9 protein-coding genes are annotated in these 13,353 nt (G+C 64.1%); 3 read left to right on the top strand and 6 right to left on the bottom strand.

From position 1 onward, the window contains the following. Positions 1-24 precede the first annotated feature (24 nt). A complete protein-coding gene (locus GAU_RS13760; protein WP_015894490.1) occupies positions 25-2,250 on the bottom strand; it encodes a xanthine dehydrogenase family protein molybdopterin-binding subunit in 2,226 nt (741 codons plus the stop codon). After that, positions 2,250-2,759, bottom strand: coding sequence for a (2Fe-2S)-binding protein (locus GAU_RS13755; protein ID WP_015894489.1), 510 nt, complete (start codon positions 2,757-2,759; stop codon positions 2,250-2,252). The genes GAU_RS13760 and GAU_RS13755 overlap by 1 nt, the downstream gene beginning before the upstream one ends. A gap of 289 nt (positions 2,760-3,048) precedes the next feature. Here GAU_RS13755 and GAU_RS13750 point away from each other — a divergent pair, with 289 nt between their 5' ends. From GAU_RS13750 to GAU_RS13740, 3 genes are all read left to right on the top strand, one after another. Continuing rightward, positions 3,049-5,775, top strand: coding sequence for a TonB-dependent receptor (locus GAU_RS13750; RefSeq protein WP_041265538.1), 2,727 nt, complete (start codon positions 3,049-3,051; stop codon positions 5,773-5,775). Positions 5,776-5,798: 23 nt separating this feature from the next. Beyond that, entirely contained in the window at positions 5,799-6,887 is a 1,089-nt protein-coding gene (locus GAU_RS13745; RefSeq protein WP_070105005.1) for a phytase, read from the top strand. A 281-nt stretch (positions 6,888-7,168) separates the two neighbouring features. After that, entirely contained in the window at positions 7,169-8,500 is a 1,332-nt protein-coding gene (locus tag GAU_RS13740; protein WP_169307689.1) for an exo-beta-N-acetylmuramidase NamZ family protein, read from the top strand. A 140-nt stretch (positions 8,501-8,640) separates the two neighbouring features. Here GAU_RS13740 and GAU_RS13735 read toward each other — a convergent pair whose 3' ends face one another. From GAU_RS13735 to GAU_RS13720, 4 genes are all read right to left on the bottom strand, one after another. Next, positions 8,641-9,609: a sirohydrochlorin chelatase gene (locus GAU_RS13735; RefSeq protein ID WP_169307688.1), complete on the bottom strand. Its 969-nt coding sequence runs from the start codon at positions 9,607-9,609 to the stop codon at positions 8,641-8,643. Between the two features lie 5 nt (positions 9,610-9,614). Beyond that, entirely contained in the window at positions 9,615-11,801 is a 2,187-nt protein-coding gene (locus GAU_RS13730) for a TonB-dependent receptor (protein WP_015894484.1), read from the bottom strand. After that, positions 11,798-12,859: an HmuY family protein gene (locus GAU_RS13725; RefSeq protein WP_015894483.1), complete on the bottom strand. Its 1,062-nt coding sequence runs from the start codon at positions 12,857-12,859 to the stop codon at positions 11,798-11,800. Before GAU_RS13725 ends, GAU_RS13730 begins: the two co-directional genes overlap by 4 nt. 113 nt (positions 12,860-12,972) lie before the next feature. After that, positions 12,973-13,263 carry a hypothetical protein gene (locus GAU_RS13720; RefSeq protein ID WP_015894482.1) on the bottom strand — a complete coding sequence of 97 codons (291 nt, stop codon included), beginning with the start codon at positions 13,261-13,263 and terminating at the stop codon, positions 12,973-12,975. Between the last annotated feature and the right edge of the window lie 90 nt (positions 13,264-13,353).

Genomic DNA, 13,353 nt, shown 5'->3' with positions numbered 1-13,353 from the left:
GGCTCCGTTCGTCACAGGCGACCATCAGGCCCAGCGGAAGCCACTCTTTGCCAGCGGCAGCGTACGCACCCGCTCGCCAGTCGCGGCGAAGATCGCATTGCAGAGTGCGGGGATGACCGGCGGGAGGGACGGTTCGCCCATACCGCTTGGCGCGTTCGCGCTCTTTAGAAAGTGCACGTCTACGGGTGGCGCGTTGCGCAGTCGCAATACCGGATAGTCCCGGAATCCGGTCTGCGTCACACGGCCTCGGTCGAAGGTGATGGCTTGTTCCATGGCCTGGGCCAGTCCTTCGAGCACCGAGCCCTGTACCTGACCCAAGGCACCGCTGGGATTGATGATGGGACGTCCGACGTCACCCGCCACCCATACCTGGTGTACCTTCACCGCCCGGTTGGCGCTGACCGAGGCATCGACCACCTCAGCGAAGTAACCGCGATGGCTGTAGTGGAACGCGATGCCCATGCCACGCCCGGGTTCCTTCTTTCGTGTGGCCCATCCGGATTTCTCGGCCACCAGGTCGAGCACCGTGCGAATGCGTGCCACATTGTAGTCCGGCACCGCCGCAATCGGCGGTTGCGCCAGAAGGTCGCGCCGGAACTCGAGCGGATCCCGGTCTGCGGCGTGAGCCAGTTCATCGATGAACGACTGCATGACAAAGGCCATGGCATTGCCGAAGGGCGCACGCAGCGGCCCCGTGGGAATGCCCAACGGCATCATGGACATGCCGGCTGCAAAGTTCGGTATGAAACGCGCGGGGAACTCGGTGCCGTTCAAACCCGCATCGAACATCGGTCTCCCGTTGTCACCGAACGTGACAAAGTGATTCTGCCACGCCGTGACATGCCCTGCTGCATCCACGGCACCGCGCAGATGATGAAAGCCTCCAGGGCGATAGAAGCCCTGTTGTACATCGTCTTCGCGAGGCCACAACAACTTGACGGGCACACCAGTCTCCCGCGCAATCCACGCCGCTTCCACCACGAAGTCATGGAAGTACCGCCGGCCGAAGGCCCCGCCCATGCGGACTTGATGGATGGTGATGCGGTCTTCGCTCATGGCCAGTGTTTGGGCGACGAGCTGACGAGCCCCTTCCGGATGCTGTGACGGCGCCCAGATCTCCAATGCCCCATCGCGGTAGTGCGCGGTGCAGTTCATGGGCTCCATGGTGGCGTGATAGAGAAATGGATATTCGTATCGGGCCTCCACCGTGCGACGTGCTTCGGCAAATGCCTGCTCGACATTGCCATCACGACGGAGCACGGCCCCCCATTCACCGGCGGCAAGCTCCGCCGCGCGCGTCACGAAGTTCGCGCTGCTTTGCTGGGCGGTCGGCCCTTCGTTCCATTCCACGCGCAACGCTTGCTGAGCGGCACGCGCCTGCCACCATCGGTCGGCTACGATGGCCACACCACCCAGCAGTCCGGACAGTTCGTCTTGGCCTTCCACCACAAATGCGCGTCGTACCCCAGGCATGGTGCGAATTTCGTCGATATTGGCGGTGCGCACTTTGCCGGCGCGAACAGGGCACTTGGCAAAAACGGCATACTGCATGCCGGGCAACTTGACATCGATGCCAAAGAGTGGCTTGCCGGTCACGATGGCCGGGCCATCGACATTGGCAACCGGTTTGCCGATGATGCGGTATTGATCGGGTGCCTTGAGGCGTATCGTACGCAACTCCGGCACGGGCAGTGTGGCGGCGCGGTCGGCAAGCTGCGCGTAACGCAGTGAGCGACCGGACGGACGATGGTGCACCTGAGCGGAACGTGCCTCACATTCGCTGGCGGGCACGTTCCATTGCTGCGCCGCCGCCGTGATGAGCAGCTCGCGCGCCACGGCCCCCACCTGACGCATTTCTTCCCAGTTGCTTGGTATACCTGAACTGCCTCCGAAGAACTGCCGTCCATACCGTTTGGCATCGGCCGGAGCGTGTTGCACCACCACATCGGCAAGTGCCACTTCGAGTTCTTCGGCGATCAGCATGGGCACCATGGTCTTCATCCCCTGACCACCTTCCGGATTACGCACGGTGAGGGTGATCAGGCCTGTGGAGGCGATGGTGATGAAGGCGCTGGGGCGGAAGTCTGCTATGCGGCCCGTGTGGTCGGGGCTTTCATGCGAATCACCGGTGAAAGTGGGCTCGCCGTGGGGCAGGGTGGGGTAGAGGCCAAGCAGCAATCCGCCGCCGGTGGCCGTACTCACGCGCAGGAAATCACGTCGGTCGATTGTGGTGTCGGGGACGTTGCGCATCACACGTCCTCGCGTCGTGACGTGGAAGGCGATGTGGACGGCGATCCCGTGGTGGCTCCGGACGAAGTCACCCGATGTATGGCGGCCCTGATGCGATGGTAGGTGGCGCATCGGCACAGATTCCCGGACATCGCGGCATCAATCTCGGCGTCTGTGGGTTGCGGCGTGCGGGACAGCAACACCGAGGCGGCCATGATCTGGCCTGCCTGGCAGTAGCCACACTGCGCCACGTCGAGCTCGCACCACGCCCGTTGCAGTGGGTGCGATCCATCAACCGACAAGCCTTCGATCGTCGTGACGCGCGCGCCCTCGAGACGGCCGAGGAGCGTGGTACACGATCGTGCGATGGAACCATTCACCTGAACGGTGCAGGCTCCGCACTGTCCGCGACCGCAGCCGAACTTGGCGCCCACCAGATCCAGGTCGTCACGCAGCGCCCACAGCAGCGGCGTCTCTGGTGGCAGATCGAGGCGGACGATCTTGCCATTGACGGTCAACGATACGGCCATCGTGCGATCTCCCGGCTACAGGCTGACGACCCGATGCGAAGGCGATGTCCTCCACGATCCGGGGCCTCCTCAAGCATGAATGCCATGCCGACAACCGGGCAGCGGCGACATGGGGGATTGCCGGACGAATGTGGTGAATGGCTCAGGAGTGCAGGCGAACCGCTCGATCCGGGAACGTTGACGAGGGTGTTACGCGGTCTTCACAGAGTCAGGGAACATGAGATCCAACCTTTGAGCGTTCTGACCTGCCTGGCAGGACTCTTGGTTGGCTTCCGGTATTGGAGACCTCATGGTCGTTGGTCCCACATGGGCATGGTCTGGCCGTGCCGTGGTTCGTCGTGTTGTCGAAGCCTGCGCGCAAGCGTTCACGCAGACGCTCACGCTTCTGGCTCTCGCGGCGCTGTTGTTGGCGGTCGCGGCTCCGACGCTGCTCTCCGCGCAGGGCACAGGTCGAGTGGCCGGCGTGGTGCGTGGCTCGGAATCGAAGGTCCCGTTGCCCGGCGCCCAGGTCACGTTGGTGGGTTCCACCCTCACCGTGACCACCAACAACGAAGGGCGCTTTGTGCTCGCCCCAGTGGTTGCTGGCGAACTGCGGGTGCGCATCAGTTATCTCGGGCGGACACCACGAACGATCACGGTGAGTGTGACGACGGGCGGAACCACCACACTGACGGCCGATCTCGAAAGTGTCGTGCTCAGTGCCGTCACCGTGCGCGCGAGTGGGCAGGCGGAAGCCCTGTCACGCCAACAGAATGCCGCCAACATCAAGAATGTGGTGGCGGCCGACCAGATGGGGCGCTTCCCCGATGCGTCGGCTCCCGAAGCGGTGCAGCGACTTCCCGGTGTGGCCTTGCAGCGTGATCAGGGTGAAGGGCGCTATGTGCAGTTGCGCGGATCATCGGCGGCAACCACACAGGTGACCGTGAATGGAGAGCAGATCGGTTCACCGGAAGCGAGCTCGCGGCAGATTGCGCTCGACGCGGTGCCGGTGGGGGTATTGGCCGCTGTCGAGGTGTCGAAAGCTATCACGCCGGACATGGACGCCGATGCGGTGGGTGGTTCGGTGAATCTCATCACGAAGCGTCCCGGAATTGGTCGCACCGTGACGGCAGAGCTCTCTGGCGGTTACGCGGCCATTCGCGAACAGGGATCGGGGCTAGGCGCCGTAACCTATGGCGATCGCAGTGCCGACGGGCGTTTCGGTTGGCTGCTGTCGGGTTCGTACGGACGCCGCAACTTCGGGTCGGATGGTGTGGAGCCAGACTATGACGACGATGCGCTCAACGAGCTCGAAGTGCGGCACTATTCACTCTGGCGACAGCGCACCGGGTCCACCGCCTCGCTCGACTTCCGTCCGAATGCGCGCACGACCTTCTATGTGAACGGGTTGTGGTCCGAACTGCAGGACCAGGAACAGCGACGCGTGCAGGCGCATCTTATCGAAGACGGCGAACTGGCGTACCTGCACAAGAATCGCCTGGAAAAGATCAGTACGTTGAATGTGCTGGCCGGCGCGGAGCATCAGTTGCCGCGTGGCATTCAACTCGATTATCGCGCCGGAGCCACGCGATCACAGGAAGACACGCCGTTCGATAGGGAATTCGGCTTTTTGCAGGAGGACGTGGCGTTCTCGCCATCGCGTGCCGATGTGAACCGTCCGCAGCCCAATCCCTCCGCCGCGGCGCTGGCTGGCACCTACGCGTTCGACGAGATGGAGTATGGTTCGTCGCTCACACGCAACCGGGACCTGGTGGGTGCGTTCAACCTGTCGTTCCCACTGCGCCTGGGCACGAGCACCACAGGTCGCCTGCGTGTCGGGGCGAAGGCGCGAGATCGGCATAAGGATCAGGTGCTGGATGCCTTCGCCACGGAACTCGAAGATGGTGATCTCGTGCTGGGTCGCGACATCGGCAGCCGTTTCGACAACGCTGCCTTCTCGGCCGGTCGCTATGCCATGCCGTTCCGCACGAGCGCGTCCGACGTGTCCGATTTCACGACGCGCTTTCACTCCATGCTGTCGTCGCCAGAAGCCGACCTGGAAGCCCAGAGCGAAGCCTTCGATCTGCGCGAGCGGGTACTGGCCGGCTATGTGTCCGCCGAGCTGAATCTCACGCCTCGCCTGCTGTTCCTGCCGGGCGTGCGTGTTGAGCAGACGCAGCTCGAGTCGGACGGCAATGTGTTCGACGCCGAAGAGGAGACGCTGTCACCGATGTCGGCGAAGAACAACTACACGAATCTCTTTCCGATGGCGCACCTGCGTTACCGCATTGCCGACCAGACCAATGTGCGAGCCGCGTATACCCAGACGATTTTCCGCCCGAACTTTTTCGACCTGGTCCCATATCGTATTGTGGATGGGGAGGACGTGGAGACGGGCAATCCGCAGCTCAAGCCGATGCTGGCGCGGAACTACGATCTCATGATCGAACGTTATGACCAGCGTGTCGGTGTGATTTCGGCGGGCGTGTTTTTCAAGCAGCTCACCAATCCGGTGTTCTCACAAACGCTCGACAACGAACTCGGTGGCGAAACCACGACACCGGTGAACGCGCAAGATGGCGAGATTCGCGGAGTCGAGCTGGCATGGCAACAGCGCTTCACCTCGTTGCCCGGTGTGTTGAGCGGACTCGGGTTGTATTCGAACTTCACGTACACCGACTCCCGGGCCACCCAGCCGAACGGTCGGGTCACTCGACTGGCGGGGCAGTCCTCACGGGCGTACAACATTGCGGTGAGCTACGAAAAGTACGGTTTCTCTGGGCAGGTCAGTCTCAATCATGTGGGTGACTTCATCGACGAGCTGGGTGAGGAAGAAGGTGACGACCTTTTTGCCAACAGCCGCAGTCAGCTCGATCTCTCGATGTCCTACTTCTTCACGTCGAGCACACAGGTGTACGCCGAAGCGATCAACCTGACCAATGCCCCGTACCGCACGTTCCAGGGTGCACCGGATCGCATGCGTCAGCGCGAGTTCTATCGGCCGTCGCTGCAGCTCGGTCTCCGGTTCCGTCCGTGAACAGTGTTCTACGTAGGATCGCGATGGTCGGTGGAGTGACCGGTCTTGTCGCCTGCATGGGCGACACCGGCAAGACGGCCGTCGACTCCACCAAGGCACTCACGCACGCTCCCACAGCGCGCACGGATACGGCGCGTGTGGTCGAGACGTGGATCAGTGCGCTCGATACGGCGGCCAATGTGGATGGCCCCGCCGTGTATTTCGGCGCGGACAGCGCGTCGTGGATCATCGCCTCGGCAAAGACGGCCAATGTGCTGATCGTACTCGATGCCAATACCGGCAAGGAGCTGCGTCGCGTGAGCGGCCCCGGCTCCGGTGAGGGCCAGTTGGCGCGCCCGAATGGCGTGTTGGTTGTGGGGGATTCGTTGTTGCTGGTGGTGGAGCGCGACAATCACCGTGTACAGGGTTTTGTGTTGCCCTCTTTCACGCCAGCGGGTGTGTTCGGTGTGGATCGCCTGCGCAAGCCATATGGCCTCACCGCGCTACCAGACACGGCGGGTGGCTGGATGGTCTACGTCACCGACAATTACGAAACGGCCGACGAGCAGGTTCCGGCATTGCACGACCTGGGCGCACGTGTGAAGCAGTATCGTGTGGCCCTACGCAACGGCCGTCTGGTCGCCACGCACGTACGTGATTTTGGCGACACCACATCCGCCGGCGCCATTCGTGTGACGGAATCGATCCTGGCGGATCCGGATCACGACCGCCTGTTGTTGGCCGAGGAGCTGGAGACCGATTCACATATCAAGGTGTATTCGCGCGATGGGCGATTCACCGGCACGGTATTTGGGCGCGGCTACTTCCCGCAGCAGGCGGAGGGCATTGCGCTGTATCGCTGTGGAGCCGATGCAGGCTACTGGGTGACCACCGATCAGGGGGCCACGGTGAACACGTTCCACCTGTTCGACCGCAACACCTTCGCGCACGTGGCGAGTTTCGCTGGCCCGGTGACGAACACGACGGATGGTGTTGCCCTCACCCAGCGTGGTTTTGGGAAATTCCCGCGAGGCGCATTCTTCACCGCACACGCCGATGCCGCGATCGCGGCGTTCTCATGGGACAGGATTGCACAGGCCACCGGAGCACAGGGAGACTGCTCGGGAAACTGAGAGCCGTAGTCTCCGTCGTTTCCCGCCTTTCCCCGTAGTCCCAGCTCCCGTAGTCCCAGCTCCCGTAGTCCCAGCTCCCGTAGTCCCAGCTCCCGTAGTCCCAGCTCCCGTAGTCCCAGCTCCCGTAGCCCCAGCTCCCGTAGCCCCAGCTCCCGCAGCCCCAGCTCCCGCAGCCCCAGCTCCCGTAGCCCCAGCTCCCATCCCCCCTCGGCACTGGTGCCCCGTCTCCCCCCACACTAGCCATAAAGATCCTTCAGTCCCACGCCTCCACCCGCCCTGCCGTGCACCGTCCCGCTCTCTCCCGATCCGCATCCGTCGTTCGACTGTCCCGCATGGCGCTGGCCGTGCTCGCGCTGTCGACGCCCGCCCTGCAACCGGTCACTGCGCAGGGGACAGCCGCCGCCCGCACCCCCGCCCGCGCTCCGCTCGTCATGGGAGCCGATCGGCTCTTCACCGAATACGGCCAGCTCATCCGCGGGAAATCGGTGGCGCTGGTGTCGAATCACAGCGGCCGACTCGCTGATGGCACCCATCTCGCCGATGCGCTGCACTCAGGGGCGGGGAAGCGCCTGAACGTGCGTCTGAAGGCGCTGTTCGGCATGGAATACAACATTCGCAGCAACGACTACTCGCTCCAGCGCGATCCCGAACATGCGGTGGATAGTGCGACCGGGGTCCCGAAGTACAGTCTCTATGGCGAGGTGCACAAGCCGACGCCGCAGATGCTCGACGGGGTGGACGTCATCATCTACGACATTCAGGAAGTGGGCGCGCGCTTTTACGAGCACGTCAACATCCTGGGCTTCGTGATGGAAGCTGCGGCAGAGAAGAAGATTCCGGTGGTGGTGCTCGATCGCCCCAATCCGCTGGGGGGACGCGGAGCGGACGGTTTTGTCGCCGACAGTGCGTCGTTCTACCGCTTTGGTTCGTACACGGCCATTCCGGCGTTGCACGGCATGACGCCGGGCGAACTCGCGCGCTTCTACGACGGTGAGCGCCTGCTGCGCGGGGGCGTGAAGGGCACCGTGCATGTGGTGCCGATGAAGGGATGGACGCGTGACATGTGGTTCGACGACACCGGCCTGCCGTGGCACAAGCCATCGCCCAACCTGGTCGCGTTCTCGTCGCTGGTGGCGTACGCCGGCACGTGCCTCTTCGAGTCGATCAACCTGTCCGAAGGGCGTGGCAGTGACTATCCGTTCGAGCTGATTGGTGCGCCCTGGCTCGACAACAATCGGGCCGTTGCCATGCTCAACGGACTCAATCTGCCAGGGACGCGTTTCACGGCGGAGTCATTCACGCCCACCCAGCGCTCGTTCCATGGTCGCCCGCCCGCGTTCTCCGGGCAGTCATTGCCGGGCATTCGCCTGCATGTCACGGATCGCGCGGCCTTCAAGCCCTATCGTGCCGGTGTGGCCCTCATGTGGGCGGTGAACGCGCTGCACGCCGACAAGCTCGAATGGAAAGACGCGGTGATGGATCGTCTCGCCGCCACGCCGCGTCTCAAGACCATGCTCGTCGCGGGCAACACCCCGCAGCAGATCTTCAATGCATGGACCCCCGAGCTCACGCGCTTCCATCAGCGTGCGGACAAGTACCGCCTGTATCGCTGAGCGATCAACCTGCTCGATGTACGAAGGCCCCGGGCAGATGCTCGGGGCCTTCGTGGTATCAGGGACGTGACATCCGATGCGGCGTTCTGCAATGCGGATCGCTCGTCACACGCTGCTCACCGCGCTCTGCCACTCACCGTTCAGCGATCGTGCGGATGCGCCGGAGCGGCAGCGGCCTTCTTCTCGGCCGTCTTCGCCGGCGTCTTGCCCGCATCACGCACACGCAGTTCGACCCAGCGCGACATGGCCTCGTGCGGCAGCAGCGGCTCGCCCGAGTAGACCGACGGGGTACCCTTGATGTCGGCCGGCACCTTGTCGCGGCTCACGCTGCCCTTGGAGACCAGTACCGGCACCACGATCACGTCCTTGCCCGTGGCCATTTGTTGCAGGTCGATGAGCTCACGCACGCGCTTCACCGCCTCCGCGCGGACCGGCGCCGGGGCGTCGTCGCGCACCAGCTCGACACGCACATCACGGAAACCCGTCATGGCCTTCACCGAGTCGGCGACGGAGCGAAGGTTTTCCATCCATGACGCGTAGTCTTCCGCCGAGTTCGGACCATGGCCGACGATGAGCAGTGCCCGTTCCTTCGGGTTGGGAGCGAGCGCCTTGGCACGATCCGCGAGGACCTGAGCGACCTGCGGCGCGTTGTCCATGGCCGGCGTGACGATGATCGGCAGCGACGTCTTGGGCTTCTCGATACCGGCCATGTGCAGGTGATGCGCCATGTCCTTGTCGAGTTCGATCGGTTCGCCGGCCAGATAGCGAATCTGGTCGTAGTGGCCGCTGTGGCTCGACACCAACATCGGCACCACCACGATGCGGGACACACCCTTCGACTCGAGCTTGGCGACCGCGTCCTGGAAGCGGGCCTGCGTGGCGCCGAAGCTCATGAGGAAGCTGACTTCGACCGGCACCTCGGTCTTCGCCTTCATGGCGGCTTCACGCACGAGGGCGTTCCACAGCGAATCACCGCCGTGCGCCACCACGACCACGCCGGTCTTGCCGGCTGCCTGCGCAGCGAGAGGGGTAGCGGAAGGTGCCACGACCGCGAGGGCCACAGCGGCGGCCGCCGAAAGGCGGCGGAGCGTCGGGGAAAAAGTATTCACGGCGTTCATCGCGTGGGCGTGCGGTTGAAGGTCCAGGAGAATGAGGTGTAGATGTGGCGCCGGTTGAAGCCGGCCCACTGTGCGGGCTGCGTGTCGAAGGCGTTGTCCATGCCGAACACGAGCTCGGGGGTTCCCGTGAGCAGGCCGATGCGGCGTGCCACGCGGAGATCGAGGCGCGGATACGCTTCGCGCCAACTGATGATGGCGCCCGTGGTCTCGTCGCGCTCCATCGGCGTGCGGCCGGTATACACACCGGTGAAACTCACGCGCACATCGAAGATGGCCGGCAGACCCACCGTGGCCCGTGCCGAGAAGTCCGGGCGGCTGAGCAGGGAGCGGCCGGTGTTGTCGTCGCGCGTGGAGAGCGTGGAGATACTGCCTTCGCCGCGGAATCCGGCGAGCGCAAAACCACTCTCGAGATCCAATCCTTGTGTGGAGCCATCGGAGATGTTGCCATACTCGTAGATGGCCGGTGCACCGGGGGCACTCACGGCACGCGTTTCGATGAAGTCCACGAAATCGTTGCGGAACGCCTGCACACGCACATAGCTGCGAGGCGTGGCCCATTCGGCGCCACCCATCACGTTGCGTGACGATTCCGGACGCAGATCCGGATTGCCGTTGACCGCATAGCCGGCGCTGGAGTTCACGAAGCGCATGTAGAGCTCCTTGAAGTCCGGCGCGCGGAAGCCGGTGCCATACGATGCGCGCAGCGTCAGATGCTCGCCCAGACGCTGACGTGCCGCGACCCGCGGGGTGAGGTGTGTACCCCACTGCGAGTTTTGTGTGAGGCGCAGGCCGGGCACCACCGACAGTGTTGGCGTGAGCGCAGCTTCCACCTGCGCATACGGTTCATACAGCGTGATATCGCGACGTCCACCAAGCACCCGCTCGGTTTCCACTTTATCACGACGTACCTGCGTGCCAAGATCGAGCGCGACCGCGTTGGTGAGGCGGGCGTTGTAGATGGCATCGAGTTGGTAGACGCGCTGGATCTGACGTGATCCCGTGTCACCGGCAATGGGTCGCGTTTCGGTGCTGGCGCGCTGCAGGTGATCGTAGTTCGATCCCGACAGTGTGAGACTGACGCGGTGCCGGCGCGCGACGTCGGGAGTGATTGTGCCGTTGAGGCGCCCACTCCACTGCCGGTTGTCACCGAAGTTGTAGAGCGAACCGGCCAGCCAGCGCTGACGCTCATCGAGGCCCAGCACGCTGGCTTCGAGCGCCTTGCTGCTGTCTGGAGCGTAGCGGATTTTTGCGGCCACATCGCTGCGGGCGGTCTGCGCACCCACGGTGCCAGACATACCAGGCGTCATTGCGGTCTGACGACGCGACAGATCGGTGGTCGCGCTCAGTGCACCCTGCGAGTAGGTGAGACTGGCGGCACCATCGGTGCGCGCCTGCGTGCCGAACGTGCCACGCACCCCGAGCCCGTACAGCGGACCGGCCGACTTGGGCGCCGTGCGTGTGATGATGTTCACCACCCCACCCATCGCGTCGGTGCCATACAGCGTCGACTGCGGACCGCGCACCACTTCCACGCGTTCGATCATCGTCACGGGAATGCGCGAGATATCGAACACCCCAGAAATGCGACCCGCCATCGGCTGACCATCGAGCAACACGAGCACTCGCTCGGAGCCGATGCCTTGCAGCATCACACCCGTGCCAGCCGGATGGCCGCCCTGCAGTTCGATGCCCGTCTGTTCGAGCAACACGGATGCGATATCCGTGGCGCCCGTGCGCTCGATATCCGCTCGGCTGATCAATTCGGTCGTGACCACCGCATCCTTGAGACGCTGTTCACGACGCGCAGCGGTGACCACCACCTGGTCGAGCGCGAGCGGTGTGGCGTCGAGCGCAATGGTGCGCTCCACCTGCTGATCATCGGCCACCACCACCGTGACCGTGGATGCCGCATATCCGAGCACCCGTGTGCGTACCGTATAGCGGCCCGGTGTCACCCGCTGCGCGCGCCAGGTGCCCTGGGCGTCGGTACGCAGGGTGAGTGTGTCGGGGCCAAGGAACTGCACTTCTGCGCCAACGATGGCATGGCGATCGGACGCATCCACCACGCGCCCCGACACGGTGCCCGGACCCGGAATCGGCATCAGGGCAAACACCGGTGCCGATGGCGCGAGCAGACACGCACCACCGGCAACGAGACACGTCAACCATGCAGGGGACTTCATTCGGCGAGCTGCGCATACCGGAAGGTGATGTATCGCGAACTGCCGGTCGAGTTGTAGTAGTTGATGATCTGCAGCTTGTAGGTGCGTGTGCCGCGGCGGATCAGGTACACATCGAAGGACGGCGAGATGCGGTTGTCGCCGGCAAGATTGTACCGGTAGTAGCGCGCGGTATTGAAGATCCCGGCGTACACATCGGCGCGGTACGCATTGGCCACGGTGCTGGCCGGCGTCGCCGCCGCAAAGGTGGCATCGGTGATCTTCGCGGCAGCCGACTTGCTCGGGCCGCTCGCGCCACCGTTCACACGCACGGTGTAGCCGTCGAAGCGCAGTTCCCAGTCGGTGGCACTGGTGCTCACCTGACCCGAATTCAGGTCGAAGTTTTTGGCCCCCGTGGACACATCGATCTGCGCCGTGCGCGTCGTGCCGAACGCGGCGTCGGCATTGCCAGCCAGCGCGTACTCGATCGTCACCTGACCCGGCGTCGTGGCCGACGGCGTGGTGAGCGCCGTGACACGCACCTTGGCGAAGCCGGTGCTGTCGGCATAGCGCACGAAATACACCGAGTCGGGGTTCGCCGTCGCGGTGGTGCCACTGCCGCGATAGAACCCACCGATGGCGGGAGTGAGCTGGTCGGTCACGAACGTGGCGCCGCTGGGCGTGCGTGTCAGCGAATCGAAGTCCGCCTTCTCGCCAGCCGGGGTCATCGCCAGCCATTCCGCGTTGGTCGGATTGCGCGACGCGTTCTGGCAGACGCAGAAGCCCATCACACCACCGGGGCCGGCCTGACCGCCATTCAGCATGACGTTCGTGGCATTGAAGGCAATGTCCCACGCCGACGACTGTCCGCTGCTGGGCGTCGGCGTCACCACGGCGCTGTCCGCGAGGCTGACGTACACCCACTGGGTGGTGGCATCGACGGTGAACGCACCGGCCGAGGGGGCCGGGGGCGCGGTGACGTCGCTGGTGGAGCAGGCGGTCACCGCGACGGCAGTCGTCGCTACGGCGAGCAGGCGGCCGATGGGGCGCCAGGCTCGCGGGAAAATCGCAGAAGTAGACATCGCTCGATCTAGATGAGAATCGTTCTCGTTTAGTGCAACACGAGAAGTCTAGTCTAGATAGCAGATACAATCAATCGGAATTAGTGGTCTGCCGCCCCTTCTATTGGAACAGACTACTCCTCCGTGCCGGCGGCCCGCAGGTAGCGCTCGGCCAGTTGCTCGAGGCGATCGTCGCCGTCCACCCGTGCCTGGGCAAGGATCGCTCGCACCTGCGGTACAAGCTCAGGCGTTCCCCACGGGAGCCCCGTCGCGTCTTCCGCGCCCACGGTGTCTCCCGCGCGTGCACCATTGAGCAGCGCCTTGGCGGCCGCAGCCGGAAACTCCACCGCATCGCGCGGCGGCAGATCATAGTCTGGCCGCTGCTCCGGTGGGCCCGCATCTTCGTTGACGAACGCGCGTGACATGCTGCAATCTCACCTCGCCGCAGATGTGACGAAAGCGTCGCATGCCGAGTACCTCTCGACGATGTACCGTTCGGTGCCGTTTGTGAAACC

It is taken from the genome of Gemmatimonas aurantiaca T-27, from assembly GCF_000010305.1.
Lineage (GTDB): Bacteria > Gemmatimonadota > Gemmatimonadetes > Gemmatimonadales > Gemmatimonadaceae > Gemmatimonas > Gemmatimonas aurantiaca.
This window is presented reverse-complemented; position numbering and strand designations above follow the sequence as displayed.

What these genes read in the sequence shown, in the direction of transcription:
- GAU_RS13760 (WP_015894490.1), bottom strand. Translation starts at nt 2,250, where the DNA reads ATGCGCAACGTCCCCGACACCACAATCGACCGACGTGATTTCCTGCGC.
- GAU_RS13755 (WP_015894489.1), bottom strand. Translation starts at nt 2,759, where the DNA reads ATGGCCGTATCGTTGACCGTCAATGGCAAGATCGTCCGCCTCGATCTG.
- GAU_RS13750 (WP_041265538.1), top strand. Translation starts at nt 3,049, where the DNA reads ATGGTCGTTGGTCCCACATGGGCATGGTCTGGCCGTGCCGTGGTTCGT.
- GAU_RS13745 (WP_070105005.1), top strand. Translation starts at nt 5,799, where the DNA reads ATGGTCGGTGGAGTGACCGGTCTTGTCGCCTGCATGGGCGACACCGGC.
- GAU_RS13730 (WP_015894484.1), bottom strand. Translation starts at nt 11,801, where the DNA reads ATGAAGTCCCCTGCATGGTTGACGTGTCTCGTTGCCGGTGGTGCGTGT.
- GAU_RS13725 (WP_015894483.1), bottom strand. Translation starts at nt 12,859, where the DNA reads ATGTCTACTTCTGCGATTTTCCCGCGAGCCTGGCGCCCCATCGGCCGC.
- GAU_RS13720 (WP_015894482.1), bottom strand. Translation starts at nt 13,263, where the DNA reads ATGTCACGCGCGTTCGTCAACGAAGATGCGGGCCCACCGGAGCAGCGG.